The organism is Pseudomonas veronii (assembly GCF_002028325.1).
Classification (GTDB): Bacteria; Pseudomonadota; Gammaproteobacteria; order Pseudomonadales; family Pseudomonadaceae; genus Aquipseudomonas; species Aquipseudomonas veronii.
In genome coordinates, this window is the sequence record NZ_CP018420.1 from 5,392,410 (window position 1) to 5,418,849 (window position 26,440).

The following is a 26,440-nucleotide window of genomic DNA, read 5'->3' on the forward strand; positions in this document are numbered from 1 at the left end:
GACACAGCGCCATCGGGAGCAAGCCCCCTCCCCCATCGTCGACTGCATTTCACATCAGGCGATGTCGCGCAACTCACGCCGCAGGATCTTGCCCACCGGCGTCATCGGCAACGACTCACGCAACACGATGTGCTTGGGCACCTTGTACCCCGTGAAGTTGGTCTTGCAGTAGTTCTTCAACTCCTCAAGGCTCACACCTTCGGCACGCGCCACCACAAACAGCTTCACCGCCTCCCCCGTGCGCTCGTCCGGTACGCCGATCACCGCGCAGTTGGCCACCGCCGGGTGAGCCATCACTACGTCTTCGATCTCGTTGGGGTAAACGTTGAAACCCGAGACGATGATCAAATCCTTCTTGCGATCCACGATGCGTACAAATCCATCCTCGTCGATCACGGCAATATCGCCGGTCTTGAGCCACCCCTCGGCGTCCAGCGCCTCGGCGGTGGCGGCCGGCTGCTGCCAGTAGCCCTTCATCACCTGCGGGCCCTTGATGCACAGCTCGCCGCGTTCGCCCAGGGGCTGCTCGGCGCCTTCATCATCGATCACCTTCATCGCCGTCCCCGGCACCGGGATGCCTACGGTGCCCAGGCGTGACTGATTGCCATACGGATTGGTGCTGGCCACCGGCGACGTTTCCGTCAGGCCATACCCTTCGCCGATCGCACAACCGGTGAGTTGCTCCCAACGTTCGGCGGTGGCCTTGATCAGTGCCGTGCCACCGGAGTTGGTGAGTTTAAGGCTGGAGAAGTCCAGGCTCTTGAAGTCGGGATGGTCCATCAACGCCACAAACAACGTGTTGAGCCCGAGCAAGCCGGTGAAGCGCCAGTTTTTCAGCTCCTTGATAAAGCCCGCGATGTCACGCGGGTTGGTGATCAACACGTTGTGGTTGCCGGAAACCATCATGCACATGCAGTTCGCGGTGAACGCATAGATGTGGTACAGCGGCAGCGGCGCGATCATCACCTCCTGGCCTTCCTTGATCAGCGGGTGGCCATCCTCGCCGGTCTGCGACATGCAGGCGCGTACCTGCTGCATGTTCGCCACCAGGTTGCCATGGGTGAGCATTGCGCCCTTGGCCAGGCCGGTGGTGCCGCCGGTGTATTGCAGCACCGCGACGTCATCGAGGCTCACCGGGTGGCGCGTCACGCCCTGCCCTGCGCCCATGCGCAAGGCGCGCTTGAACGACACCGCGCGCGGCAAGTGATAGGCCGGGACCATTTTCTTCACTTTGTCGACGAGGGTGTTGACCAGCCAGCCCTTGGCCGCTGGCATGAAGTCACCCATCCTGGCTTCGATCAGGTAGTCGATCTCGGTGTCGGTGCAGACGTCCTGCACCCGCGAACCAAACAGGTTGAGGTAGATCAGGCCGCGCACGCCGGCGTCCTTGAACTGATGACGCATCTCGCGCGGGGTGTACAGCGGGTTGGTGTTGACCACGATCAGCCCGGCGCGCAGCGCACCGAACACCGCCACCGGGTAATGCAGCACGTTGGGCATCTGCACCGCGATGCGATCGCCCGGCTTGAGGTCGGTGTGTTGCTGCAGGTAGCCGGCGAACGCCGCACTCTGGCGCTCAAGCTCGGCGTAGGTCAGGGTGACGCCCATGTTGCTGAACGCCGGGCGGTCGGCAAAGGCCTTGCAGGAACGCTCGAAGACTTCAATCACCGACTTGTAGGCGGTCAGATCGATCTCGTTGGGAACGCCCGCCGCGCGTTTGTCATTCCAGAAATCAGGTTGCATTATTCTTGTCCTCTTACCTGAATGTGCCTGGCCGCTTTTCTGCTGCTATAAAAAGCGGAGCTTCGGGGACGTTAGCAGCTATGGCCAAACAGGCAAATACAGGCAATAGCGTCATTGATAGCGTGAATCTTCCTACAAGGGTCTGTACTGATCAGCCGCTTGGCCGAGGATGGGCTATACACTGCAATGACCCCGAGCAAAGGAAGCGCCATGAACCACACCACCTTCTGGCTGACCGCGAATGACCACAGCCGCCTGTACGTCAATCAATGGCTGCCGGACACGCCGCCGAAGGCGTTGATCATGGTGTCCCACGGCATGGCCGAGCATGGCGGTCGCTATGCGCGCCTGGCCCAAGCGTTATGTGGGGCGGGCTACGGGGTGGTTGCCCTGGACCAGCGCGGCCATGGTCGCACCGCCGACGAGGGCACGCTGGGCCTGTTCGCCGAGCGGGACGGCTGGAACAAGGTGGTGGGCGACCTGGCCAGCCTCAACCAGCACATCGGCCAGCAGTTGCCGGGAGTGCCGATCATTTTGCTGGGCCACAGCATGGGCAGCTATATCGCCCAGGCTTACCTGCTGCACCACAGCGCCAGCCTGCATGGGGCGATTCTCAGCGGTTCGAATTTCCAGCCGGTGGCGCTGTACCGCGCCGCGCGGCTGATCGCCCGTGCCGAACGCCTGCGCCAGGGCTTGCGCGGCCGCAGTGCGCTGATCGAGTACCTGTCGTTCGGCTCGTTCAACAAAGCGTTCAAGCCCAACCGCACGGCTTTCGACTGGCTCAGCCGTGACCCGGACGAAGTCGACCGCTACCGCCACGACCCGCTTTGCGGGTTCCGCTGCACCAACCAACTGTGGATCGACCTGCTGGGCGGCTTGCAGCAAATCAGCAAAGCGTCCAATCTCGCGCAGATCGATCCGGGCTTGCCGATCCTGGTGATCGGCGGCGAATGTGATCCGGTGAGTGAAGGCAAGCGTCTGAAAAGACTGGCCCATGCCCTGCGTGAGGCCGGCTGCCAGAACCTGCAACTGAATATCTACCCGCAGGCGCGTCACGAACTGTTCAACGAAACCAACCGCGACGAAGTCACCGCGGATGTGCTGACGTGGCTCGACCAGGCCCTGACCTCGCGCAGGCCGACTCGCTGCGAATAATTTTTCGTTTAAAATCAGCCAATTAAATTATCGATTAGCCACAGGATGCACCTTTAGATGACCCAGGTAACCAACACCCCATACGAAGCCCTCGAAGTCGGCCAGACCGCCAGCTACAGCAAGACCGTCGAAGAGCGTGACATCCAACTGTTCGCCGCGATGTCCGGCGACCACAACCCGGTACACCTGGATGCGGAATTTGCCAAGGCGACCATGTTCAAGGAGCGAATCGCCCACGGCATGTTCAGCGGCGCCCTGATCAGCGCGGCGGTTGCCTGTGAGCTGCCTGGGCCGGGCACGATCTATATCGGCCAACAGATGAGCTTCCAGAAACCGGTGAAAATCGGCGATACCCTGACCGTGCGTCTGGAAATCCTCGAAAAGCTGCCGAAGTTCCGCGTGCGTATCGCCACCCGCGTATTCAACCAGCGCGATGAGCTGGTGGTGGATGGCGAAGCGGAAATCCTCGCGCCACGCAAGCAACAGGTCGTGACATTGACCGAACTGCCAGCCATCACCATCGGCTGATCAATTCCCATAAAAAATCCCCGCATCGGCGGGGATTTTTTATTCAGCGACGGCTCACGACTGAGCGCGAGCCTGGTTACGCAAGGCTTTCACCTGATCGTGGTTGCGTTGTACGCCGTGGTACTGGCGCTCAACCAAGTCACGAATGCCCACCAGGTTGTGCTGGGTGATCTTCTCGATCGCTGCTTTGTAAGCCTTGAGGGCGTGGTCTTCACCGCGCTCGGCTTCGTTCAACACAGCCTCTTCGTCTTTGCCGGTGACCATCGACTTCACATCGACCCAGCCACGGTGCAGGGCGCCGGCAACGCTGCCGGACTGTTCCGGGTCGCCACCCAGGGCACGCACGGCGGTTTTCAGCTCGGCGGCGGCAGTGGCGCAGTCTGCGGAGCGCTTGGCAAACAGCGCCTTGAGTTCGGGATGCTTGATGTCGTCAGCGCACTCTTTGAAACCTTTTTGACCGTCGATGCTGGTTTCGATCAGGTCGTTCAATACGGAGATGGACTCTTTATTGATATCAGTCATTTTTCAATTCCTTATGTGGGTTGAGAAAGGTTGCATTAATGATTGCAGCGCCCGTGCCAGGTTTTAAAAAACAACTTTTTCTTTAGATTTCAATAAGTTAAAAATAATTGAACGATCTGTACATGCGTTATTTGCATGATCTGTCATTTGGCCTTCATGCAGAATGCCTGTATTTTCCAAGACCTCGATGCAAACGCCTGAGCCGTCATGAACCCCGAAAAACTCGAACTGCTGATCACCCGCGAAATGCCCTTCGGCAAGTACAAGGGACGGATCATCGCCGACCTGCCCGGCCCCTACCTGAACTGGTTCGCCCGCGAAGGTTTCCCCCACGGCGAGCTGGGCGGGTTGCTGGCCTTGATGCAGGAAATCGACCACAACGGCCTGTCCGAACTGCTGGAGCCACTGCGCGCCAAACACGGCAAACCCGCGCCTCGTCACTAGGAACCCGCACCATGCCATGCAATGCAGCCAACGAAGCGCACTGGCAGGCCATCGCCGACCGCTATGCACTGGAGCCAGGCCCGATCAACCTGGAAAACGGCTACTTCGGGCGCATGAGCCGCGCGGTGCAAGCGCAGTACCTCGAGCACGTCGCGTTTATCAACCGCAGTAACGCGGTGCATGTGCGCCAGCGTTTCGAGCAGGGCGAAAACGTCGAGATCCGCCGCCAACTGGCCGAACTGATCGACGCCGACCCCGAATCGGTCGCCTTCACCCGCAACGCCACCGAAGCCTTGCAGTCGCTGATCCGTAACTACAACCGCCTGCAACCGGGCGACCAAGTGCTGATCAGCGACTTGGAATACGACACGGTCAAGGCCGCCATGCGCTGGTTGGCCGGCTACCGAGGGGTGGAAGTGATCGAAATTTCCCACGCCCACCCGGCCAGTTTCGATAGCTTGCTGCAGAGCTATCGCGATGCCTTCGTCCAATACCCTCGCCTGAAACTGATGGCGTTGACCTACGTGACCCACCGCACCGGCCTGGTCATGCCGGTCGAAGCCATTGCCAGAGCGGCTCGCGAACACGCTGTCGACGTGATCCTCGACGGCGCCCACGCCCTTGGCCAGATCGAGTTCAACCTCGCTGAAGTGGGTATCGCGTTCGCCGGCTTCAACCTGCACAAATGGATTGGCGCACCGCTGACCCTGGGTTTTCTGTATATAGCCACCGAGCGCCTGGCCGACATCGACCCGGACATGGGTGAGTTCCATTACCCCATCACCGACGTGCGCGCCCGCACGCCCTACAGCACGCCGAACTTCCCGGCGCTGATGACCTTGCCGTTGGTGTTCGAAGAACACCGCGCATTGGGGGACGCCGCGGCCAAAGGCGCACGGATGAATTACCTGCGGGATCTGTGGGTACGCCAGGTGCGGCCATTACCGGGGATTGAAGTGCTGACCTCGGATGACCCGCGACTGTATTGCGGGATCACGGCGTTCAAGTTCATCGGGCGGGATCAGCCGGTGATGGCGGACCGCCTGCTCAGGGACTACAACCTGTTTACCACTACCCGCAGTGGAGCGGCGTTCGGCACCTGTATCCGGGTGACACCGGGGTTGGCGACATCAACCGCAGACATCCATGCACTGATCAACGCCATCACCGCACTCAGCGCGGACTGAAAAATGTGGGAGGGGGCTTGCTCCCTTCCACATTTGAAGATGTGTGGGTCTCAAGGTTTTGCGCAGGCAAAAAAAAGCGGTCCGCCGACCAAGCGCACCGCAAAAATGCCGTTAAGCACAGCAACAACGATTCGATGAATCAGCTCAGTCCAGCAGCGCCAGTGCCTCGGCGGTGACTTCCTGGATACGCGCCCAGTCGCCGTTCTTGACCCATTCCGGGTCGAGCATCCAGCTACCGCCCACGCACATCACGTTTTTCAATGCCATGTAGCTCTTGATATTGGCCGGGCCGACGCCGCCGGTCGGGCAGAATTTCACTTCGCCAAACGGGCCGCCCAGGGCTTTGATGGCTGCGACGCCGCCGCTGACTTCGGCCGGGAACAGTTTGAAGCGGCGATACCCCAGGCTATAGCCTTCCATGATTCCGGAGGCATTGCTGATGCCCGGCAGCAGTGGGATAGGGCTGTGGACCGAAGCTTCAAGCAGGTCGCGGGTAATGCCAGGGGTGACGATAAATTGCGAGCCGGCAACCTCCGCGGCTTCGAGCATATGCCGATCGAGCACGGTACCGGCGCCGGTACACAACTCCGGGCGTTGCTCGCGCAGGACCTGAATGGCCTTGAGGCCGAACTCGGAACGCAGGGTCACTTCCAATGCGGTCAAACCACCGGCTGCCAGGGCGTCGGCCAGTGGCAGGATGTCTTGTTCACGGGCGATGGTGATCACCGGCAGGATCCGCGCCTTGGCGCAGAGGCTGTCGATCAGGGCAACTTTATCCGCCATGGACACGGTCGATTGAGGGCTTTTCATAGCGGCTGATCCTTGGCTCATGGGCACCAGTAAATCTCTAATGTAGGTTGCAAAAATGCGCGAATCGGCATGGCAGCAACGTCGTTGCTGGCGAGCGCGGCGCTCAACGTGGTCAATTTCGAACTGCCGGAAATCGACAGTACGGTGTAGTTCGCCGTAGCCAGCAGCGCGCGACTCATGGTCAGGCGCTGGCGTGGCACGGTCGGCGCGAGCATCGGCCAGCAACGGCGGGTACCGTCGGCCTGCAGGGCTTCGCTCAGGTTCGGACTGTTGGGGAACAACGACGCGGTGTGGCCGTCGTCGCCCATGCCCAGTACCAGCACATCAATGGCTGGCAGTTCGGCCAGCAGGCGATCGGCCTGCTCGGCGGCATCTTCAAGATTGGCGGCGGCGCTGTACAGGCTGAGGAACTTGGCCTTGGCTGCCGGGCCTTGCAACAGGTACTTCTTCAACAGGCCGGCATTGCTGTCGACGTGCTCCACCGGCACCCAGCGCTCATCGGCCAGGCTGACGGTGACCTTGGACCAGTCCAGACCCTGCTTGGCCAGGTTCTGGAAAAACGCCACGGGGCTACGGCCGCCGGACACCACCAGGGTCGCTTCGCCACGGGCACTGATGGCCGCGCGCAGTTGTTCGGCCACGTCGTTGGCCAGGCCATCGGCCAGCAACGCCGGCGAACGGTACTCATGGGCAGTGACGCCCTGAGGCAGTTTCAATTCAGATATCGCCATACCACGACCTCCCATCCCGCGTGATCAGTGCAATCGAGCTCATCGGCCCCCAGGAACCCGCCGCATACGGCTTGGGCGCATCACCGGATTTTTTCCACCCGGCGATCAACTGGTCACACCACTTCCACGCGGCTTCGATTTCATCTTTGCGAACAAACAGATTCTGATTGCCGCGCATTACTTCCAGCAACAACCGCTCGTAGGCATCGGGAATCCGCGCGCTGCGATAGGTGTCGGAAAAATTCAGTTGCAGCGGACCGCTGCGCAGTTGCATGCCTTTGTCCAGGCCCTGCTCCTTGGTCATCACGCGCAAGGAAATACCTTCGTCCGGTTGCAGGCGGATGATCAGTTTGTTGCTGATCTGCAAGCGCTGCTCGGGGGCGAAGATGTAGTGGGACGGTTCCTTGAAGTGGATGACGATCTGCGACAGCTTTTGCGGCATGCGCTTGCCGGTGCGCAGGTAGAACGGCACCCCGGCCCAACGCCAGTTGCGGATATCGGCGCGCAGGGCGACGAAGGTTTCGGTATCGCTCTGGGTGTTGGAATTCTCTTCTTCCAGGTAACCCGGCACCGGCTTGCCGGCGCTGTAGCCGGCGATGTACTGGCCGCGTACCACCTGGGTGGTCAGGCCGTCCGGGCTGATCGGCGCCAGGGCCTTGAGCACCTTGACCTTCTCGTCACGGATGCTGTCGGCGGACAGGTCGGCCGGCGGGTCCATGGCGATCAGGCACAGCAGCTGCAGCAGGTGATTCTGGATCATGTCCCGCAGTTGCCCGGCCTTGTCGAAGTAACCCCAGCGGCCTTCGATGCCGACCTGCTCGGCCACGGTGATTTCCACGTGGGAAATGTAGTTCTGGTTCCACTGGGTCTCGAACAGGCTGTTGGCGAAACGCAGGGCGATCAGGTTCTGAACGGTTTCTTTGCCCAGGTAATGGTCGATGCGGTACGTGCGGTTTTCCGGGAAAAACTGTGCGACAGCGTCGTTGACCTTGCGCGAAGATTCCAGGTCCGAGCCGATGGGTTTTTCCAGCACCACGCGGGTATTGTCCGCCAGGCCGACCTTGGACAGGTTTTCGCAGATCGCCCCGTACACCGCCGCAGGCGTGGCGAAGTAGGCGATCAGGCGCTGCCCGGTGCCGGCTTTTTCAGCCAGGACCACGTAGTCATCGGCGTTCATGAAATCGACGTGAACATACGTCAGGCGCGCCAGGAAACGCTGGGCGATGGCTTCGTCCAGTTCCTTGCCGACGTATTTGCGCAGTTCTGTTTCAATATGCGCCAGGTGCTGTTGCTCGGAACCGGCTTCGCGGGCCAGGGCCAGGATGCGCGTGTCGTCGTGCAAGAGCCCGGCACCATCGAGTTGATAGAGGGCAGGAAATAACTTGCGCAGCGCCAGATCACCCAACGCGCCAAACAGGGCAAAGGTGCAGGGTTCTACCGTTATCGAAGGCATGATGTTTGTTCTTTTATCAAGTTAAGCTACAAATACCTTTTTTCAAGGCATCACTCAAGGAAAAATGTAGTAATAACCACAACATTTTCCCGAAATACGCATTCCGAGTGGTGGTGTTCAGCTACCCTAAGTAGGATAGGCCACCGCAAAGGGCCACTCGTCGATTGGTGACCACCCTTTATTTGCATCGTCGCCCCAAGGAAACACTGTATGGACCGCGTGCGAAATCTTCTGGAACAGATCCGGAACCGCCTCGAAGAATTGAACAAGGCCGAGAAAAAAGTCGCCGAGGTCATCCTGCTCAACCCACAGCAGGCGACCCGCTTCTCGATCGCAGCCCTCGCCCAAGCCGCCTCGGTCAGTGAACCGACGGTCAACCGTTTCTGCCGTTCGTTCGGCGTCAGCGGTTACCCTGAACTCAAATTGCAACTGGCGCAAAGCCTGGCCAGTGGCGCGGCGTATGTCAGCCGTGCGGTGGAGGCCGATGATGACCCCGAGGCCTACACCCAAAAGATCTTCGGCAGCGCCATTGCCTCTCTGGACAGCGCCTGCCAGGCCCTCGACCCGAACCTGATCAGCAAGGCCGTGGACCTGTTGATCCAGGCGCGCCAGATCCACTTCTTCGGCCTCGGCGCGTCCGCCCCGGTGGCCATGGATGCGTTGCACAAGTTTTTCCGCTTCAACCTGTCGGTGACCGCCCATGCCGACGTGCTGATGCAACGCATGATTGCTTCGGTGGCGCACACCGGCGAGCTGTTCGTGATCATCTCCTACACCGGGCGTACCCGCGAGCTGGTGGAAGTGGCGCGGATTGCCCGGGAAAACGGCGCATCGGTGCTGGGTGTGACCGCCGAGAACTCGCCGCTGGCCAAGGTCAGCACCGTGAGCCTGAACATTCCGCTGCCGGAAGACACCGACATCTATATGCCGATGACCTCGCGGATCATCCAACTGACGGTGCTGGATGTACTGGCAACCGGCATGACCTTGCGCCGTGGCGTGGACTTCCAGCCGCACCTGCGCAAGATCAAAGAGAGCTTGAATGACAGCCGGTATCCGGTTGGCGATGAGTTCAACTGAGGCAGACAATGCCTCCAGCAGTCCCGACCTCTTCGCGAGCAAGCCCGCTCCCACATTTTGACGAGTCCTACCTTGGAATACGCTTCAAATGTGGGAACGGGCTTGCTCGCGAAGACGGTATCAGCAACAGCGCTAAACCCCAGCCCTGGCCTGCAAACTCAGATGCGCCCGCTCCCCCGGCGCCAGGCTGGCCCCGGCCATCGCCGACTCGACGCATACAAACCCCGACGCCTCGTTGAAGCTCACCCCCAGCAACGGCCGGCTGCCCGGGTGCCACACCACGGTGTCGGCGCTGTCGCCGGTGTCGATGCACAATTCGCGCTGCCAGGCGTGGTCCTTGAGGTGTAGCTCGCCCTCATGCTGGAACACGCGCTGACACCCGCCTTCCACGCGCAACTCGCCTTCCTGCTGGCAAACCTGGCGATTGAGCTGGTCATAACCTAGCGCCCCGTCGAGCCCAGACAGCGCTATCTCACCGACATTGCCAATCCGCCAGTAAGCGTGCAACGCATGGCTCAGTTGGCACGGCAGCTCATCCTGATGCTCGGTACACAAGCGCAACTCCAGGGTTTCGCCCAGGTGCGCGTGCAAGTCCACCTGCCAGTCGCACAACTGCAACTGCCAGTGCAGGCGCACGCCGTCGTCGTCGGTGTTGCTGTCGAGCAGTTTCCAATCGATCAGCCGCGCCCAGCCATGGGACGGCCACGCATTTTCGCTGGGATGCCGGCCATACCACGGCCAGCACACCGGCACGCCGCCGCGAATGGCACCGACTTGTGGCCACTTGGCTGCACACCACAACCAGGGTTTCTGCCCACGGGGCTGAAAATGCAGCAATTGCGCGCCCTGGCGGCTGAATACCGCCTGGCACAACGGATGGTCGATCACCAACACATCGCGCGTCTGGAAGCGCTCCCAGGCGAACACCGGACGCTCGCGCAGGGATTTGAAAAAGCGTTGCAGCGGATGCTCATGCATGTGCCACGGTCCTGAATATCTTCACAGTGCAATCCAAAAAAAAGCGGATAGCCATGGCTACCCGCAAATGCGCACAGAGAGAAGGAGCTTATCGCAACAGCGTTAGAACACCGACTGAATTTTCAGACCGGCCACCAGCGCGTTGTCGACTTTATCCACGCCGCCCGGGTGGACGACGTATTGCAGGTTGGGACGCACGGTCAGCCAGTTGGTGACGTGGAAACCGTAGTTGATTTCGTAGTTGTACTCGGTGCTGCGCAGCGGCGCGTACAGTGGGTTGTCGTAGTCGCTCACACCATTGGCGACGTTGAGCAGTTCGGCGTTTTTCTTCACGTCGTCGTTAACGTGCAGACGAGCAGCGCCAATCCCCACGTCGTCTTTTGGACGCGCGTCGAAAGGCCCTTTGTACACCAACATGATCGACTGGTAGTTATCGACGGTGTTGGTGTCCTTGTCGTGGAACGTGGCGTTGGCCGCGATGTTCAGACCACGGGACGCGTCGCCGTTATGGGTAGTGAGTTGCTGTTGCGCAACGAACCAATAGCCTTTTTTGCTGCTGTGGGTACGGTAGGCCGCGCCGGTGGTGGCAGCATCGTTGCCGTTGACGTCTTCACGGACGTCGCTGGCATCGGCGGCGCTCTTGTAGTAACCCACACGGTATTCGCCCGGCAGGTTATTGACCTTCGGCGACCAGACCAATTCCACCGGGATCACGGTGCCCTTGGTGCCACTGCCGCTGAGTTTGAAGCCGTTGCCGTGCTCCAACTGCGACGGGTTCTGGTTGTACGCACCGATCTGCGCATACAGCTCAGGCGTGATGTGGTACTTCACGCGGATCGCGGCCTGGGCGACCGGCCAGTTGTACCAGGTGCTGACGTAGTTACCGACCTGGGAGCCGCAGAACGACAAGTTCTGGAAGTCGCACGGGAAGGTGTTGAAGTCTTCGCCTTCACCGAAGTAACCGAGCTTCACGTCCAGCTTGTTGTCGAACATCTGGTGCTGAATCCAGAACTGGGTCAGACGCACCATGTGGCCACGGCCGTACACTTCTTGAGACGAACTCAAGGTGCCGGCACGCGGATCACCGATACGGTCGTTGGAGATGTTCTGGCCGTTACGGTTGGTCAGCTGGATCTTGGCCTGGGTGTTATCCCAGCCCCACAACTTTTGCAGATCCAATGCCACGCCCAGACCGAACTGGTCAGCGTAACGCGCCGTTTTGTCGTTGTTGTAGCCGCCGCTCAGGTTGCCACCGACTTCGCCGACGTAGTCAGCCTTGATATCGATACCTTGCTCGATCAGCTTGGTCCGCTCGCCGCCCCAATCGCCGGTCATCCATTTGGAATCGGCGCTGAACGCGTCGTCCGCCATCGCATTGGCGGACAGGACCAGGGCTGCCACTGCTGACAATTGGCAGATCAGCCGGGTGTTGTTGTGTTGCTTTTTCATCCCTACATCCTCGTCTTTATTGTTATTAAACTGTTTTTATCTAACGCGGGTTACATTTTTTTAATAAAAACAACAACTTACCTAATTCAGCGACCCTTGAACTGGGCCACGTTGTCGGCACGATCCTGTGCCGGCAGCGACGCAGCGGTGCCCAGGCGCTCGCCGGTCTTGGCGTCGAACAGCAACACTTTGGCCGGATCGAATTGCAGGGTCAGGGTCTCGCCCACCTGCGGCGCCACATCGGGCGCCAGGCGGCAGCAGACCTTGGTGTCATTGAGCTGCACGAACACCAGGGTGTCCGGGCCGGTCGGCTCGGTGACCTGGACTTCGGCACGAATACTCGACGAACCGTTGCCCTCCCCCGTCGCCAGCACGATTTGCTCCGGGCGCAGGCCGAGGATCACGTCACGGTCTTCCAGGCCGGCGTTGCTCATGCTCAGCGGCAGCTCGCAACGCGCCTGGCCGCTGTCGAGCAGCGCTACCAGGCCGCCGTCCTTGCGCTGCAGGCGCAGGGGAATGAAGTTCATCGGCGGCGAACCGATAAAGCTCGCCACGAACAGGTTGGCCGGATCGTTGTAGATCTCTTTCGGCGTGCCGAACTGCTGGATGATGCCGTCCTTCATCACCGCCACTTTGTCGCCCAGGGTCATCGCTTCGATCTGGTCGTGGGTGACGTAGACGGTGGTGGTTTTCAGACGCTGGTGCATCAGCTTCATTTCGGTACGCATCTCGACGCGCAGCTTGGCGTCGAGGTTGGACAGCGGTTCGTCGAACAGGTAGATCTTCGGCCGACGCGCCAGGGCCCGGCCCATGGCCACGCGCTGTTGCTGGCCGCCGGAGAGTTGGCCCGGCTTGCGGTTGAGCAGGTGTTCGATCTGCAGCAGCTTGGCCACCCGCGCCACTTCGGCGTCGATATCGGCCTGGGGCATCTTGCGAATCTTCAGGCCGAACTCGATGTTTTCACGCACGCTCATGGTCGGGTACAGCGCGTAGGACTGGAACACCATGGCGATGTCGCGATCCTTGGGGCTCATGCCGCTGACGTCCTGGTCGCCGATCATGATCGCGCCGCCGGTGATGGTCTCAAGGCCCGCGATGCAGTTCATCAGCGTGGACTTGCCGCACCCCGACGGGCCGACCAGGATCAGGAACTCGCCTTCCTTGATCGACAGTTCGATGTTCTTCAAGGTGTCGGGCAGGCCGGCGCCATAGGTCTTGTTTACATTGCGAAGTTCAAGCGTAGCCATGATTACCCCTTGACCGCGCCGGCCGTGAGGCCGCGCACGAAATACTTGCCTGCGATCACATAGACCAGCAGGGTCGGCAGCCCGGCGATCATCGCCGCCGCCATATCCACGTTATATTCCTTGGCCCCGGTGCTGGTGTTGACCAGGTTGTTCAGCGCCACCGTGATGGGCTGCGAGTCGCCGCTGGAGAACACCACGCCGAACAGGAAGTCGTTCCAGATCTGAGTGAACTGCCAGATCAGGCAGACCATGATGATCGGGGTCGACATCGGCAGGATGATCAGACGGAAGATGGTGAAGAAACCTGCACCGTCCAGGCGCGCCGCCTTGATCAACGCATCCGGAATGCTTACGTAGTAGTTACGGAAAAACAGCGTAGTGAACGCCAGGCCGTAGACCACATGGATAAACACCAGGCCGGTGGTGGTGCTGGCCAGGCCCATCTTGCCGAGGGTGAACGACGCGGGCAGCAGCACGGTCTGGAACGGCAGGAAGCAGCCGAACAGCAACAGGCCGAAGAACAGTTGCGAACCACGGAAGCGCCAGAACGACAGCACATAGCCGTTCAACGCACCGATGGCGGTGGAAATCAGCACGGCCGGCACAGTGATCTTGATCGAGTTCCAGAAGTAGCCATCCACCGTGGCCCAGGCCTTGACCCAGCCGATGCCGGTGACCACGGTCGGCCAGCTCAACAGGTTGCCGGTGCTGATGTCTTCCGGGGTCTTGAAGCTGGTGAGCAACATCACCACCAGCGGCACCAGGTACAGCAGCACCGCTAAGATCAGCACCGCGTAGATCGCGATGCGGCTCAGGCTGATGGCAGGTTTTGCGGCAAGACTAGTCATTACGCTTGGTCCTCAGCTCGGAGTACAGGTACGGCACGATGATCGCGAGGATCGCACCGAGCATCAGGATTGCACTGGCCGAACCCATGCCCATCTGGCCGCGACTGAAGGTGAACGAGTACATGAACATCGCCGGCAGGTCGGACGAGTAGCCCGGTCCGCCTGCGGTCATCGCCGCCACCAGGTCGAAGCTCTTGATCGCGATGTGCGCCAGGATCATCACCGCACTGAAGAACACCGGACGCAGGCTCGGCAGCACCACGCTCCAGTAGATGCGCGGCAGGCTTGCGCCGTCGATCTGCGCGGCACGGATGATCGATTGATCGACGCCACGCAGGCCGGCCAGGAACATCGCCATGATGAAACCGGAGGCTTGCCACACGGCAGCGATCACCAGGCAGTAGACCACGCGGTCCGGGTCGATCAGCCAGTCGAGACGGAAGCCTTCCCAGCCCCAGTCCCGCAGAAGTTTGTCCAGGCCCATGCCCGGGTTGAGCAGCCATTTCCAGGCCGTACCGGTGACGATCATCGAGAGCGCCATCGGGTACAGGTAAATGGTGCGGATAAAGCCTTCACGACGGATTTTCTGGTCGAGGAAAATCGCCAGCGTCACACCGATCACCAGGGTGATACCGATGAACATCCCGCCGAACAGCGCCAGGTTCTTGCTCGCGACCCACCAGCGATCGTTGTCGAACAACCGCTCGTACTGCGCAAGGCCCGCCCATTTGTAGCTCGGCAGGAACGTCGACGTGGTGAACGACAGCACAAACGTCCACAGGATGTAACCGTAGAAGCCCACCAACACGATGAACATGCTTGGCGCCAGCACCAGTTTGGGTAGCCAGCGCTGCAGGGCATCGAACGGCGAGGCTTTGCTGAACACAGCAACAGAACTCATGGGAAAATCCAATACAGAGGAAAAGGACTACAGGAACGTACCGGATGGGGGCCAGGGCTCCCCCATCCGGTCAACCGTTACTTGGCCGACTTGATCGCAGCGCCGAGTTTCTTGGCGGTGTCGGCCGGATCGGCTTTCGGGTCGTTGATGTAGTTGGTCACGACGTCAAAGAACGCACCTTGCACGGCCAGCGTGGTGGCCATGTTGTGCGCCATGCTTGGCTGCAGGCCGCCGCTCTTGGCGTCAGCCAGGAAGTCTTTGGCTGCGGTCTGGGCGCAGGAGTCGAAACCGTAGGATTCCATTTTGTTCAGCATGTCGTTGCGCACAGGGATCGAACCCTTGTTGATGCTGAACACTTTCTGGAAGTTTTCACCCAGCACGACTCTGGCGATGTCCTGCTGACCGGCTGCAGTGCCTTTGTCTTTCTGCTTGAACACCGCCAGGGAGTCGATGTTGTAGGTAAAGGCTTTGTCGGTGCCCGGGAAGGCTACGCACTCGTAGTCTTTGCCGGCGACCTTCTTCGCGGCGGTCCACTCGGACTTGGCCCAGTCACCCATGATCTGCATGCCGGCCTTGCCGTTGATGACTTTGCCGGCTTCGAGGTTCCAGTCCTGGCCTTTGCCGTCGACGTCCATGTAGGTCGCGACTTTCTTCAGCTCGGTCAGCGCCTTGACCATTTGCGGGCCAGTCAGCGCGCCGTTGTCCAGGTCAACCAGGGCTTTCTTGTAGCCATCGGCGCCCATCACCGACAGAACGACCGCTTCGAACACGGTGCTGTCCTGCCAAGGCTGGCCACCATGGGCGAGCGCGATGAAGCCAGCGGCCTTGAGCTTGTCGCCAGCGGCGTAGAATTCTTCGAGGGTGGTCGGGTTCTTGGTGATACCGGCTTTCTTGAAGACTTCCGGGTTGATCCACAGCCAGTTCACGCGGTGGATATTCACCGGAACGGCAACGTAGTCACCGTCGTACTTCACGGTGTCGGAGACTTTCTTGTCGAGCAGGGAGTCCCATTTTTCTTCTTTGGCCACGTCTTTAAGGACGTCGGTGTCGAGCAGACCGGTGGATGCCCATTCCTGGATGTCCGGGCCTTTGATCTGGGCTACGCCGGGTGGGTTGCCGGCGACCGCGCGGCTTTTCAGCACGGTCATGGCCGTGGCGCCGCCGCCACCTGCGACAGCACCGTCTTTCCAGGTGAAGCCGTCTTTTTCAACTTGGGCCTTCAGGACATCTACTGCCGCTTTTTCACCGCCCGAGGTCCACCAATGCACAACTTCAACCGTCCCTTTCGAGTCGGCGGCAAATGCACTGAGGGGAAACAACGAGGCAATGGAAATAGCGACGGCGAGGCGATTAATCGCGTTCATCTGAGTACCTTTTCTTGTTGTTATGCATGCAAGTCTGGAGCTTGCGCTGCACGGAGTTTAAACAGGGAATTTTTAAGCGCAGGTAACAAAGGGATGCACAAATGTCACCACTTGGTGACATAGCACCCGGAGCCCAACGCACTAGCCATGCTCGGCGCCAACGGCAGCGCCGGCAGCAAGACCGCTTGCCAGGCATGGTACAGGTCCGGTTTGCCGCCCCAGATCTTGCTGCTGGGCTGGTTGTGCGGGCTGAGTTCGTGGTGCCAACTGCCGTGGGTACGGTCGATGAAATGGCTGTCGCAAAACTCCCAGAAGCGCCGGTACCAGGTTTCGTAATGCGGCTCGAAGGTGCGTTTGAGCAAGGCCTGCGCGGCGGCGCTGGCTTCGGCGTGGGTCCAGTGCAGGCGCTCGCGCACTACCGGGCGCTGGTTCCAGTCCAGGGTGTAGACGATGCCGGGGGCGCCATCCACGGCCCAGGCGCTGTCGCAGGCGCTGGCGAACAGGCCTTTGGCGTCGGTCACCAGCCAGTCCGGCGTGGCCAGCCCGGCCCGCAGGCGCGCAGCCTCCAGGTGCAATAGCAGCCGCGCCCACTCGAAGCCGTGGCCGGGGGTCACGCCATAGGGGCGGAAGCCGTCGGCGGGGTTGTCTTCGTTGTAACCGCGCAAGGGTGTCCACTGGGCGTCGAAGTGCTCGATCACCATGAACTGGTTGCCGGCGGCGTGGGTGTGGATCACGCGCTCTACGATGCGCAGCGCGCGGTCCAGCCAGCGTGTGTCGGCGGTGACGTCGGCCAGGGCGAGGAACGCTTCCGTCGCGTGCATGTTGCTGTTGGCGCCGCGATAGGCCTCGACGCCGCTCCAGTCCTGGGCAAAGGATTCGAGCATGACGCCCTCCTCCTCGCTCCAGAAAAACTGCTCGATGATCTGGATCGCGTCGTTCAACAGGGCTTGTGCGCCGGGTGCGCCCGCGACCAGCGCAGAACTGGCGGCCAAGGCGACAAAAGCGTGCAGGTAGGCAGCCTTGCCGGTATTGCCATCCACAGCGTGGGGCGCGGCGAACCAGCCACCGTGCGCGTTATCGCGCAGCGCGCCGCTGAGGGCGGCCACCCCATGCTCGACCAGCCCGGCATAACCGGGCAACCCCATCGCGTGAGCCATGGCGAAGCTATGGGTCATGCGCGCGGTGTTCATGGTCTCGGCAACGGCATCGGCCGGCAACTGGCCTTTATCGTCCAGGTTGCCGAACCCGTCGGGCAGGCGCGAAGCCTTGGCGAATGACAGCAGGCGCTGGCCTTCGCTGGCGAGCCAGGCGTGGTGGGCAGGTGCGTTCAGCCAACTGCTGGCAGGCAGTGGTTGGGTGGTCATGGGGAGCCCTTATTATTGTTTGTGGGATGACCGGAGTCTAAACAAGGGCGAGGTGAGCACATGTAACGAAGGACCAGGGAAATGTCACCAGATGGTGACATTTCCCCCAAGCCCTTTACTGACCGATCGGCGTGACCGCGGCCGGCGCATTGATGCGCTGATTCAGGTTCTGCACCTGGCTCTGCAAGGTGGTGATATTACGGGTGGTCTGGATGCGGAACACATCGAACTCTTTATTGGTCGGCGCGTCGCTATTGCCCGGCTGGTTGTCCTGCGCGCTCTTTAGCACCACCAGGTCTTGTTCAAGGCGGGCGATGGCTGCACTGGGGTTGCCCTGTTTCTTCAGGGCCGCCACGTCGGCGACCAGTTCCCTGATCTCGGCATCGCGCTTGGCGGCCTCACCTTGTGCCGCCTTGAGGCTGGCCACGGCGTCGGTCAACGCCTGCACCTGGCCTTGCAGCTTGGCGTTGGCGTTCGACAGGTCGGTGGTGCTGGCGGTCATCTGGGCCAGGCGCTTGTCCAGTTCGGTGGCCTGGCCGGCCACGCCGACTTGCTGCTTGCCCTGCTCCAGCAACTGGGTTTCCAGTTGCTTGATCTGCAGTTTCAGCGCTTCGCTGCCGTTGTTCACGCTGGCCTCACTGGCCACGAACTTGCCGGAAATATCCTGCAGGCGCCCCGCCGCTTCTTCGCTGATGCGTGCAAAACTTTCCTGGGTGGCAACCAGTTGCTGGCCCATCAGGGAGATCTGCTGGAAGCTCCACCAGGCCAGGCCGGCAAAGGCGATCAGCAGCGCGCCGACCAAGGCCCACAGCGGCCCGGTACTGGCACTCTTGACCTTGACCACAGGGGTATTGCGCGAACGCACGGAGGTGGCGGCGGTCGGCACGAAATCATCATCGTCCAAGGAGTCGGCCCGCAGGCTGGGAACATTGTCGAAATCGTCGTTGGCATCGTTACGCATGAATCAACCCTGAATCGGTGAGATAGCTATCTGAAAAGCCGAGCGGCGGCAGTATAAACCGCTGTCCTACCGCACTGATCGACCTGGAACCCTGAATTCGGTTCCCGATGTGTTGCTGCTTGTGAGCTTACTTCAGCCCCGGTTCCTGGGCCTTCCACCAGCTGCAGAACTCGTCGAGCGCGGTCCACAGGCTGACCTTGGGGTCATAGTCGAGATAATGCCTTGCGCGGCTGATGTCGAGGGTGAAATCTTTGTTCATCACCTGCATGCCCAGGCGCGACAACGCCGGCTCCGGGCGCCCGGGCCACAGCGCGCAGAATGCCTCGTTCAACGCGGCGATACTGTAGGACAAACCGTAGGACCGATACCGCGTCACCTGGGGCAAGTCCATCTGGCGCATCACGTAGTTCACCACATCCCACACCGGCACCGGGGTGCCGTTGCTGATGTTGTAGGCTTTGCCCAGCGCCGAGCCGGTGGCGAGCAGACTGCTGAGCAGCGCTTCGTTGAGGTTGTGGACACTGGTGAAGTCGACCTTGTTCAGGCCGTCGCCGACGATGGCCAGGCGGTTCTTGCGCTGCATTTTCAACAGACGCGGGAAGATGCTCATGTCGCCGGCGCCGGTGACAAAACGCGGGCGCAGGGCCAGGACTTCGAGGCCGAATTCCTGGGCACCGAACACCTTTTGCTCGGCCAGGTACTTGGTGGCGGCATAAGGATGCTTGAAGCGCTTGGGCACTTGCTCCTCGGTCAGCCCCAGGTGGTCGCGGCCGTCGAAATAGATCGATGGCGACGACAAGTGAACCAGGCGCCCGACCCGTTGCTTGAGGCAGGCTTCGACAACGTTCTCGGTCACCAGCACATTGCCCTGATGGAAATCCTGATAGCGCCCCCACAGCCCGACAGCGCCGGCGCAATGCACCACGGCTTCGACATCGCGGCACAGTTCGCGCACCAGGTCGGCATCATTCAAATCACCCTGGATAAACTCGGCACCGCGCCGTACCAGGTGTTCCACACCTTCGGCGCGCCGCCCGTTGACCCGCACGTCCAGGCCCTGCTCCAGGGCGAAACGCGCAAAGCGCCCGCCGATGAAGCCGCTTGCGCCGGTGACCAGAATCTTCATGTATTACTCCGTGTTCTTTCGTTTTTCATCGCTGTTGCCTTGACGCCCGCCATCAGTCCAACGGCACCAACCATTGACCACAGGCCTGAGCCAGATGGTCGGTCAACAAACCCAGCAGTTGCCCGCCACTGCGCCAATGATGCCAGTACAGCGGCACATCGATGGGCTTATCTGGCAATAACTCGACCAATACGCCCCTTTGCAGCTGGTCGCCGACCTGCAGTTCAGGCACCAGGCCCCAACCGAGCCCGGCTTCCGCCAAGCGGATAAACCCTTCGGACGACGGGCACAAATGGTGCTCGAAACCGCCGTCCACCCCGAGCGCGGCTAGGTAACGGTGTTGCAGGAAATCGTCCGGGCCGAATACCAAGGCCGGCGTGCGCGCCAGTTGATCGGCGCGCACACCGTTGGGGAAGTGCCGTGCGATAAACGCCGGACTCGCCAGCGCCCGATAGCGCATGGCGCCCAGCAACAGGCTGCGCGCCCCGGCCACCGGGCGTTCACTGGCGCAGATACAGGCCGCCACTTCACCGGCGCGCATGCGCTTGAGGCCGACGGTCTGGTCTTCCACCACCAGGTCCAGCAGCAAATGCTGCTCGGCGCAAAAGTCGCTGACGGCCTCGGCCCACCAGGTGGCGAGGCTGTCGGCATTCAACGCGATGCGCAGGCGTTCGGGCATGCCTTCTTCATCCAGCGCCGGCACCTGGCTTTGCAAGTCGCGCTCCAGCAGCCGTACCTGTTGCACATGGTTGAGCAGGCGCCGGCCGATATCGGTCGGCGTCGGCGGCGTGGCCCGCACCAGCACCGGCTGGCCGATCCGTGCCTCCAGCAGCTTGATACGCTGGGAGATCGCCGATTGCGACAACCCCAGCACCTGGGCACCGCGCTCGAAGCCGGCTTGTTCCACCACCGCCGCCAGGGCGGAGAGCAATTTATAGTCGAACATCAGTTTCTCTAATGAGCGATCAGCAATATTGGTTTTTCTTATACAGCTATGCCAGGGAAGATAGCCAGCATCGTTTCGGCTTGAGCAAGGATCTTCAACTATGTGGCAAAGCTATATGAACGGCCTGCTGGTCGCGTTGGGGCTGATCATGGCCATCGGCAGCCAGAACGCCTTTGTGCTCGCGCAAAGCCTGCGTCGTGAACACCACCTGCCGGTGGCGGCCCTGTGCGTGGTCTGCGATGCGCTGCTGGTGGCCGCCGGGGTATTTGGCCTGGCGACAATACTGGCGCAAAGCCCGATCCTGCTGGGGATTGCCCGCTGGGGCGGTGCCGCGTTCCTGCTGTGGTACGGCGCCTGCGCGCTGCGGCGGGCCTGTTCGAAACAGAGCCTCGACCAAGGCGACGCCCTCAAGGTGCGCTCATTGCGCGCCGTGTTGCTTAGCGCGTTGGCGGTGACGTTGCTCAACCCCCACGTTTACTTGGACACCGTGCTGCTGATTGGCTCGCTGGGCGCCCAGCAGACCGAACCCGGCGCCTATGTGGCCGGCGCGGCCAGCGCTTCGTTCCTGTGGTTCGCCACGCTGGCGCTCGGCGCCGCCTGGTTGGCCCCGTGGCTGGCACGTCCGACGACGTGGCGCCTGCTCGACCTTCTGGTGGCGGGGATGATGTTCAGCGTGGCCTATCAATTGATCAGTGCATGATGAATATTCCAAAACGCTCTGGAACCTCTATCCCACACAGTTGTTGCGTGGTTTTGCCACACCCCGGGTGCTATGATCCGGACCCTGCGCCGCAAAGAGTACAAACTCCCCGGCGCTTGTTTGGCCGCCCGTGATCGGCCTTGCGCTCACCGCAACTGACCTGATTAGGAGAATCATCATGGCTTTCGAATTGCCGCCGCTGCCCTACGCACACGATGCCCTGCAGCCGCACATTTCCAAGGAAACCTTGGAATACCACCACGACAAGCACCACAACACCTATGTCGTGAACCTGAACAACCTGGTGCCTGGCACCGAGTTCGAAGGCAAGACCCTGGAAGAAATCGTCAAGTCTTCTTCGGGCGGCATCTTCAACAACGCCGCTCAGGTCTGGAACCACACCTTCTACTGGAACTGCCTGGCGCCAAACGCCGGCGGTCAACCGACCGGCGCACTGGCTGAGGCCATCAACGCTGCGTTCGGTTCGTTCGACAAGTTCAAAGAAGAATTCACCAAGACGTCCGTCGGCACCTTCGGTTCCGGTTGGGGCTGGCTGGTGAAAAAGGCTGACGGTTCCCTGGCCCTGGCCAGCACCATCGGCGCCGGCAACCCGCTGACCAGCGGCGACACCCCGCTGCTGACCTGCGACGTATGGGAACACGCTTACTACATCGACTACCGCAACGCCCGTCCAAAGTATGTGGAAGCGTTCTGGAACCTGGTCAACTGGAAGTTCGTGGCTGAGCAGTTCGAAGGCAAGGCCTTCACTGCCTAAGCACCCCTTGCAGTAAAAAGAGCCCGGCGATTGCCGGGCTTTTTTTTGTGCGTTCGACGGCGGCGCCAGCCGGGCATGACGGAACCAACTGCGCGGAAATTGCCACCCAGGCAGTGAGAGGAATGTCCCTTTCATTCAATGTCGGAGAATTAACTTATGATCGCAGGCGCAGCAGGATTAGGAGCAGCAGCCTCCGCAGCCGCAGCACTCGCCCCCGTGCTAATGCCGTTGGCTGAACAAGCCGCCGGTATGGCCATGAATGTCGCAAAAGACCTTCTGAAAAACGCAACGAGTGCTGCCGGCAGCGCAACGAATCAACAGCAGCAAATCAAATTCTGATTGGGAAAGCGTGAACGGTGGCGGAGCAAAATCAGTCCGCCATCACTTGAATTCCCCCCTCGCCTGACGACCCCGCCTGCAACAGACCGGCCCACCATGGCGTCATGGAGCATCGCGCCGCAATGTTCCTTTGACTGCCATCACCAGATTGCCAATACTCATGGCATATTGAAGGCCACCCGCATGAGACAAGGAATGCCCCTTTGAAGCTGGAACTCAAAAACAGCTTGTCGGTGAAGTTGCTACGGGTTGTGCTGCTGTCGGCATTGATCGTGGGCGTGGCGCTGAGCGTGGCGCAGATCGTTTTCGATGCCTACAAGACGCGCCAGGCCGTGGCCGATGATGCCCAGCGCATCCTCGACATGTTTCGCGACCCCTCGACCCAGGCCGTCTACAGCCTGGACCGCGAGATGGGCATGCAGGTGATCGAAGGTCTGTTTCAGGACGACGCGGTCCGCATGGCCTCCATCGGCCATCCCAACGAAACCATGCTCGCGGAAAAAAACCGCGCCTTGCAGCAATCCTCCAGCCGCTGGTTGACCGACCTGATTCTCGGCCAGGAGCGCACGTTCACCACCGCCCTGGTCGGCAAAGGCCCCTATAGCGAGTATTACGGCGACCTGAGCATCACGCTCGACACGGCCACCTACGGCAAGGGTTTCATTGTCAGCTCGGTGATCATTTTTATTTCCGGGGTGCTGCGCGCACTGGCCATGGGCCTGGTGCTGTACCTGGTGTATCACTGGCTGCTGACCAAGCCGCTGTCGCGGATTATCGAGCACCTGACCTCGATCAACCCCGACCGCCCCAGCGAACACAAGATCCCCCAGCTCAAGGGCCACGAACGCAATGAACTGGGGCTGTGGATCAATACGGCCAACCAGTTGCTCGAATCCATCGAACGCAACACCCACCTGCGTCATGAAGCGGAATCCAGCCTGCTGCGCATGGCCCAGTACGACTTTCTCACCGGCCTGCCGAACCGCCAGAAACTGCAGGAGCAACTGGACAAGATCCTGATCGACGCCGGCCGTCGGCAGCGCCGCGTCGCCGTGTTGTGCGTGGGCCTGGATGACTTCAAAAGCGTCAACGAGCAGTTCACCTACCAGGCCGGCGACAAGCTGCTGCTGGCCCTGGCCGATCGCCTGCGCGCCCACAGCGGCCGCCTCGGCGCCCTCGCCCGCCTCGGCGGCGACCAGTTCGCCCTGGTGCAGGCCGATATCGACCAGCCCTACGAAGCCGCCGAGCTGGCGCAAAGCATCCTCGATGACCTGGAAGCGGAGTTTGCCCTCGACAGCGAGCAGATTCGCCTGCGCGCCACCATCGGCATCACCTTGTTCCCGGAAGACGGCGACAGCACCGAGAAACTGCTGCAAAAAGCCGAACAGACCATGACCCTGGCCAAGAGCCGCTCGCGCAACCGCTATCAGTTCTATATCGCCAGTGTCGACAGTGAAATGCGCCGACGCCGCGAACTGGAGAAAGACCTGCGCGACGCCTTGAGCCGCAATCAGTTTTACCTGGTGTACCAACCGCAGATCAGCTACCGCGACCACCGCGTGGTCGGCGTCGAAGCGTTGATCCGTTGGCAGCACCCGGAACACGGCCTGGTGCCGCCGGACTTGTTCATCCCCCTGGCGGAACAGAACGGCACGATTATCGCGATCGGTGAATGGGTGCTCGACCAGGCCTGTCGACAATTGCGCGAATGGCACGACCAGGGCTTCACCGAGCTGCGCATGGCGGTCAACCTGTCCACCGTGCAACTGCACCACACCGAATTGCCACGGGTGGTGAATAACCTGATGCAGATCTATCGCTTGCCGCCACGCAGCCTGGAACTGGAAGTGACCGAGACCGGCCTGATGGAAGACATCAGCACCGCCGCCCAGCACCTGCTGAGCCTGCGCCGCTCCGGCGCGCTGATCGCCATCGATGACTTCGGCACCGGCTATTCATCCTTGAGCTATCTGAAAAGCCTGCCGCTGGACAAGATCAAGATCGACAAGAGCTTCGTGCAGGACCTGCTCGACGATGACGACGACGCCACCATCGTGCGCGCGATTATCCAATTGGGTAAAAGCCTGGGCATGCAGGTGATCGCCGAAGGCGTGGAAACCGCGGAACAGGAGGCTTACATCATCTCCGAGGGCTGCCATGAAGGTCAGGGCTACCACTACAGCAAACCGTTGCCGGCACGGGAGTTGGCGGCGTATTTGAAGCAGGCCGAACGGAATAACGCGGCCATTCTCTGACACGACCAAACGATAGTTGAGATTTCCCTCGTATAACCCTTTACAGAAAATGCAAATCTTTCGCATTATGTTGCAGTTTTGCGCGGCCCCCGCGCGCCCTATCAACGACCGATGCAGGATGTTCGCCATGATTCGTATGCCCCTGGCCACCGCCAGTCTGTTGGCCATTGCCATTTCGCTCGCCGGTTGCGGCGAAGGTAAAGACAAGGCCGCCGCGCCCCAGGCGCCGACCCCGGCCGCCAGCACTGCCGCTCCGGCGGCTGCCACCCCTGCCGGCCAGGTCGACGAAACCGCCGCCAAGGCCGTGGTCGCGCATTACGCTGACATGGTGTTCGCGGTGTACAGCGATGCCGAGTCCACCGCGAAAACCCTGCAAACCGCGATCGACACCTTCCTCGCCAACCCGAACGACGAGACCCTCAAAGCCGCCCGTACCGCCTGGGTCGCCGCGCGCGTGCCGTACCTGCAGAGCGAAGTGTTCCGCTTCGGCAACACCATCATCGACGACTGGGAAGGCCAAGTGAACGCCTGGCCCCTGGACGAAGGCCTGATCGACTACACCGACAAATCCTACGAGCACGCGCTGGGCAACCCTGGCGCCACGGCCAACATCATCGCCAACACCGAGATCCAGGTCGGCGAAGACAAGGTCGACGTCAAGGACATCACCCCGGAAAAACTCGCCAGCCTCAATGAGCTGGGCGGTTCCGAAGCCAACGTCGCCACCGGCTACCACGCCATCGAATTTCTGCTGTGGGGCCAGGACCTGAACGGCACCGGCCCGGGCGCCGGCAACCGTCCTGCGTCGGACTATATGACCGGCGACGGTGCAACCGGTGGCCACAACGAGCGCCGCCGCACGTACCTGCGCGCCGTGACGCAGTTGCTGGTCAGCGACCTGGAAGAAATGGTCGGCAACTGGAAACCCAACGTCGAAGACAACTACCGCGCCACGCTGGAGGCCGAACCGGCCACCGACGGCCTGCGCAAAATGCTGTTCGGCATGGGCAGCCTGTCGCTCGGCGAACTGGCCGGTGAGCGCATGAAGGTGTCCCTGGAAGCCAACTCGCCGGAAGACGAGCAGGACTGTTTCAGCGACAACACCCACAACTCGCACTTCTACGACGCCAAGGGCATCCGCAACGTCTACCTGGGCGAGTACACCCGCACTGACGGCAGCAAAATGACCGGCGCCAGCCTGTCATCCCTGGTGGCCAAGGCCGACCCGGCCGCCGACGCCGCGTTGAAAGCGGACCTGGCGGCGACCGAAGCGAAGATCCAGGTCATGGTTGACCACGCCAACAAGGGTGAGCACTACGACCAGTTGATCGCTGCGGGTAACGACGCGGGCAACCAGGTCGTGCGGGACGCCATCGCCGCACTGGTCAAGCAGACCGGCTCGATCGAAGCGGCTGCCGGCAAGCTGGGGATCAGCGACCTGAACCCGGATAGCGCTGATCACGAGTTCTGATCACTGCCGACGCCTAAGTGCCATAAAGAATGCCCCGACTCGCTCGGGGCATTTTTTTTACGC

At 61.0% G+C, this 26,440-nt stretch carries 25 protein-coding genes; 10 read left to right on the top strand and 15 right to left on the bottom strand.

Annotation, left to right across the window (positions count from 1 at the left end; genetic code table 11):
* Positions 1-54: 54 nt before the first annotated feature.
* Complete coding sequence (gene fadD2, locus PverR02_RS24655) at positions 55-1,743, bottom strand: long-chain-fatty-acid--CoA ligase FadD2 (protein ID WP_057004508.1); 1,689 nt, start codon at positions 1,741-1,743, stop codon at positions 55-57.
* 210 nt (positions 1,744-1,953) lie between these two features.
* Between fadD2 and PverR02_RS24660 the strand changes: the two genes are divergently transcribed.
* Both PverR02_RS24660 and PverR02_RS24665 read left to right on the top strand, forming a co-directional pair.
* Positions 1,954-2,898: an alpha/beta hydrolase gene (locus PverR02_RS24660; RefSeq protein WP_079444569.1), complete on the top strand. Its 945-nt coding sequence runs from the start codon at positions 1,954-1,956 to the stop codon at positions 2,896-2,898.
* A gap of 57 nt (positions 2,899-2,955) precedes the next feature.
* Complete coding sequence (locus PverR02_RS24665; protein WP_017847194.1) at positions 2,956-3,426, top strand: MaoC family dehydratase; 471 nt, start codon at positions 2,956-2,958, stop codon at positions 3,424-3,426.
* A gap of 54 nt (positions 3,427-3,480) precedes the next feature.
* Here PverR02_RS24665 and PverR02_RS24670 read toward each other — a convergent pair whose 3' ends face one another.
* Positions 3,481-3,948 (bottom strand): ferritin-like domain-containing protein, encoded by a 468-nt coding sequence (locus PverR02_RS24670; protein ID WP_017847193.1) that lies wholly within the window; start codon positions 3,946-3,948, stop codon positions 3,481-3,483.
* A 207-nt stretch (positions 3,949-4,155) separates the two neighbouring features.
* Between PverR02_RS24670 and PverR02_RS24675 the strand changes: the two genes are divergently transcribed.
* A complete protein-coding gene (locus PverR02_RS24675; protein ID WP_003213031.1) occupies positions 4,156-4,392 on the top strand; it encodes a DUF3820 family protein in 237 nt (78 codons plus the stop codon).
* Positions 4,393-4,403: 11 nt separating this feature from the next.
* The gene (locus tag PverR02_RS24680; protein ID WP_079444570.1) at positions 4,404-5,579 is read left to right on the top strand and encodes an aminotransferase class V-fold PLP-dependent enzyme; all 1,176 of its coding nucleotides are present in this window, start codon (positions 4,404-4,406) and stop codon (positions 5,577-5,579) included.
* A gap of 144 nt (positions 5,580-5,723) precedes the next feature.
* Here PverR02_RS24680 and PverR02_RS24685 read toward each other — a convergent pair whose 3' ends face one another.
* The 3 genes from PverR02_RS24685 to zwf are packed head-to-tail and all read right to left on the bottom strand — an operon-like array spanning position 5,724 to position 8,573.
* Entirely contained in the window at positions 5,724-6,389 is a 666-nt protein-coding gene (locus PverR02_RS24685) for a bifunctional 4-hydroxy-2-oxoglutarate aldolase/2-dehydro-3-deoxy-phosphogluconate aldolase (protein ID WP_017847191.1), read from the bottom strand.
* Between the two features lie 17 nt (positions 6,390-6,406).
* Entirely contained in the window at positions 6,407-7,120 is a 714-nt protein-coding gene (pgl, locus tag PverR02_RS24690) for a 6-phosphogluconolactonase (RefSeq protein ID WP_046382287.1), read from the bottom strand.
* Complete coding sequence (zwf, locus tag PverR02_RS24695; RefSeq protein WP_017847189.1) at positions 7,107-8,573, bottom strand: glucose-6-phosphate dehydrogenase; 1,467 nt, start codon at positions 8,571-8,573, stop codon at positions 7,107-7,109. Before zwf ends, pgl begins: the two co-directional genes overlap by 14 nt.
* A gap of 219 nt (positions 8,574-8,792) precedes the next feature.
* Here zwf and PverR02_RS24700 point away from each other — a divergent pair, with 219 nt between their 5' ends.
* Positions 8,793-9,653 carry a MurR/RpiR family transcriptional regulator gene (locus tag PverR02_RS24700; protein ID WP_169850571.1) on the top strand — a complete coding sequence of 287 codons (861 nt, stop codon included), beginning with the start codon at positions 8,793-8,795 and terminating at the stop codon, positions 9,651-9,653.
* A 132-nt stretch (positions 9,654-9,785) separates the two neighbouring features.
* Here the strand turns inward: PverR02_RS24700 and PverR02_RS24705 are convergent, their stop codons facing one another.
* From PverR02_RS24705 to PverR02_RS24750, 10 genes are all read right to left on the bottom strand, one after another.
* Positions 9,786-10,631, bottom strand: a complete 846-nt coding sequence (locus PverR02_RS24705) for a D-hexose-6-phosphate mutarotase (RefSeq protein WP_079444571.1) — start codon at positions 10,629-10,631, stop codon at positions 9,786-9,788.
* A 102-nt stretch (positions 10,632-10,733) separates the two neighbouring features.
* On the bottom strand, positions 10,734-12,080 hold the full coding sequence (locus PverR02_RS24710; RefSeq protein ID WP_017847186.1) for a carbohydrate porin: 1,347 nt from the start codon (positions 12,078-12,080) through the stop codon (positions 10,734-10,736).
* Between the two features lie 86 nt (positions 12,081-12,166).
* Complete coding sequence (locus tag PverR02_RS24715) at positions 12,167-13,327, bottom strand: ABC transporter ATP-binding protein (protein ID WP_017847185.1); 1,161 nt, start codon at positions 13,325-13,327, stop codon at positions 12,167-12,169.
* Between the two features lie 2 nt (positions 13,328-13,329).
* Positions 13,330-14,175 carry a carbohydrate ABC transporter permease gene (locus PverR02_RS24720; protein ID WP_046382285.1) on the bottom strand — a complete coding sequence of 282 codons (846 nt, stop codon included), beginning with the start codon at positions 14,173-14,175 and terminating at the stop codon, positions 13,330-13,332.
* Complete coding sequence (locus PverR02_RS24725) at positions 14,168-15,076, bottom strand: carbohydrate ABC transporter permease (protein ID WP_003175732.1); 909 nt, start codon at positions 15,074-15,076, stop codon at positions 14,168-14,170. The genes PverR02_RS24720 and PverR02_RS24725 overlap by 8 nt, the downstream gene beginning before the upstream one ends.
* A gap of 77 nt (positions 15,077-15,153) precedes the next feature.
* Entirely contained in the window at positions 15,154-16,440 is a 1,287-nt protein-coding gene (locus tag PverR02_RS24730; protein ID WP_017847182.1) for an ABC transporter substrate-binding protein, read from the bottom strand.
* Positions 16,441-16,544: 104 nt separating this feature from the next.
* Positions 16,545-17,804: a D-mannose isomerase gene (locus PverR02_RS24735; protein WP_017847181.1), complete on the bottom strand. Its 1,260-nt coding sequence runs from the start codon at positions 17,802-17,804 to the stop codon at positions 16,545-16,547.
* A gap of 115 nt (positions 17,805-17,919) precedes the next feature.
* A complete protein-coding gene (locus PverR02_RS24740) occupies positions 17,920-18,765 on the bottom strand; it encodes an ATPase (protein WP_079444572.1) in 846 nt (281 codons plus the stop codon).
* A 127-nt stretch (positions 18,766-18,892) separates the two neighbouring features.
* Entirely contained in the window at positions 18,893-19,891 is a 999-nt protein-coding gene (locus PverR02_RS24745) for an NAD-dependent epimerase/dehydratase family protein (RefSeq protein ID WP_079444573.1), read from the bottom strand.
* 52 nt (positions 19,892-19,943) lie between these two features.
* Positions 19,944-20,837, bottom strand: coding sequence for a LysR family transcriptional regulator ArgP (locus PverR02_RS24750; RefSeq protein WP_017847178.1), 894 nt, complete (start codon positions 20,835-20,837; stop codon positions 19,944-19,946).
* A gap of 100 nt (positions 20,838-20,937) precedes the next feature.
* On the opposite strand from PverR02_RS24750, the gene PverR02_RS24755 reads away from it, so the two are divergent.
* The 5 genes from PverR02_RS24755 (at position 20,938) to PverR02_RS24775 (ending at position 26,377) form a co-directional block, all read left to right on the top strand.
* Positions 20,938-21,537: a LysE/ArgO family amino acid transporter gene (locus PverR02_RS24755; protein ID WP_057004515.1), complete on the top strand. Its 600-nt coding sequence runs from the start codon at positions 20,938-20,940 to the stop codon at positions 21,535-21,537.
* 178 nt (positions 21,538-21,715) lie between these two features.
* Complete coding sequence (locus PverR02_RS24760) at positions 21,716-22,312, top strand: superoxide dismutase (protein WP_017847176.1); 597 nt, start codon at positions 21,716-21,718, stop codon at positions 22,310-22,312.
* Between the two features lie 156 nt (positions 22,313-22,468).
* On the top strand, positions 22,469-22,651 hold the full coding sequence (locus PverR02_RS24765) for a hypothetical protein (RefSeq protein ID WP_017847175.1): 183 nt from the start codon (positions 22,469-22,471) through the stop codon (positions 22,649-22,651).
* Between the two features lie 203 nt (positions 22,652-22,854).
* Positions 22,855-24,906 (top strand): putative bifunctional diguanylate cyclase/phosphodiesterase, encoded by a 2,052-nt coding sequence (locus PverR02_RS24770; RefSeq protein ID WP_017847174.1) that lies wholly within the window; start codon positions 22,855-22,857, stop codon positions 24,904-24,906.
* A gap of 127 nt (positions 24,907-25,033) precedes the next feature.
* Entirely contained in the window at positions 25,034-26,377 is a 1,344-nt protein-coding gene (locus tag PverR02_RS24775) for an imelysin family protein (protein WP_079444574.1), read from the top strand.
* The last annotated feature ends 63 nt before the right edge of the window (positions 26,378-26,440 follow it).

Coding starts and splice junctions, on each gene's coding strand:
- fadD2 (WP_057004508.1), bottom strand. CDS start 1,743: ATGCAACCTGATTTCTGGAATGACAAACGCGCGGCGGGCGTTCCCAAC.
- PverR02_RS24660 (WP_079444569.1), top strand. CDS start 1,954: ATGAACCACACCACCTTCTGGCTGACCGCGAATGACCACAGCCGCCTG.
- PverR02_RS24665 (WP_017847194.1), top strand. CDS start 2,956: ATGACCCAGGTAACCAACACCCCATACGAAGCCCTCGAAGTCGGCCAG.
- PverR02_RS24670 (WP_017847193.1), bottom strand. CDS start 3,948: ATGACTGATATCAATAAAGAGTCCATCTCCGTATTGAACGACCTGATC.
- PverR02_RS24675 (WP_003213031.1), top strand. CDS start 4,156: ATGAACCCCGAAAAACTCGAACTGCTGATCACCCGCGAAATGCCCTTC.
- PverR02_RS24680 (WP_079444570.1), top strand. CDS start 4,404: ATGCCATGCAATGCAGCCAACGAAGCGCACTGGCAGGCCATCGCCGAC.
- PverR02_RS24685 (WP_017847191.1), bottom strand. CDS start 6,389: ATGAAAAGCCCTCAATCGACCGTGTCCATGGCGGATAAAGTTGCCCTG.
- pgl (WP_046382287.1), bottom strand. CDS start 7,120: ATGGCGATATCTGAATTGAAACTGCCTCAGGGCGTCACTGCCCATGAG.
- zwf (WP_017847189.1), bottom strand. CDS start 8,573: ATGCCTTCGATAACGGTAGAACCCTGCACCTTTGCCCTGTTTGGCGCG.
- PverR02_RS24705 (WP_079444571.1), bottom strand. CDS start 10,631: ATGCATGAGCATCCGCTGCAACGCTTTTTCAAATCCCTGCGCGAGCGT.
- PverR02_RS24710 (WP_017847186.1), bottom strand. CDS start 12,080: ATGAAAAAGCAACACAACAACACCCGGCTGATCTGCCAATTGTCAGCA.
- PverR02_RS24715 (WP_017847185.1), bottom strand. CDS start 13,327: ATGGCTACGCTTGAACTTCGCAATGTAAACAAGACCTATGGCGCCGGC.
- PverR02_RS24720 (WP_046382285.1), bottom strand. CDS start 14,175: ATGACTAGTCTTGCCGCAAAACCTGCCATCAGCCTGAGCCGCATCGCG.
- PverR02_RS24725 (WP_003175732.1), bottom strand. CDS start 15,076: ATGAGTTCTGTTGCTGTGTTCAGCAAAGCCTCGCCGTTCGATGCCCTG.
- PverR02_RS24730 (WP_017847182.1), bottom strand. CDS start 16,440: ATGAACGCGATTAATCGCCTCGCCGTCGCTATTTCCATTGCCTCGTTG.
- PverR02_RS24735 (WP_017847181.1), bottom strand. CDS start 17,804: ATGACCACCCAACCACTGCCTGCCAGCAGTTGGCTGAACGCACCTGCC.
- PverR02_RS24740 (WP_079444572.1), bottom strand. CDS start 18,765: ATGCGTAACGATGCCAACGACGATTTCGACAATGTTCCCAGCCTGCGG.
- PverR02_RS24745 (WP_079444573.1), bottom strand. CDS start 19,891: ATGAAGATTCTGGTCACCGGCGCAAGCGGCTTCATCGGCGGGCGCTTT.
- PverR02_RS24750 (WP_017847178.1), bottom strand. CDS start 20,837: ATGTTCGACTATAAATTGCTCTCCGCCCTGGCGGCGGTGGTGGAACAA.
- PverR02_RS24755 (WP_057004515.1), top strand. CDS start 20,938: ATGTGGCAAAGCTATATGAACGGCCTGCTGGTCGCGTTGGGGCTGATC.
- PverR02_RS24760 (WP_017847176.1), top strand. CDS start 21,716: ATGGCTTTCGAATTGCCGCCGCTGCCCTACGCACACGATGCCCTGCAG.
- PverR02_RS24765 (WP_017847175.1), top strand. CDS start 22,469: ATGATCGCAGGCGCAGCAGGATTAGGAGCAGCAGCCTCCGCAGCCGCA.
- PverR02_RS24775 (WP_079444574.1), top strand. CDS start 25,034: ATGATTCGTATGCCCCTGGCCACCGCCAGTCTGTTGGCCATTGCCATT.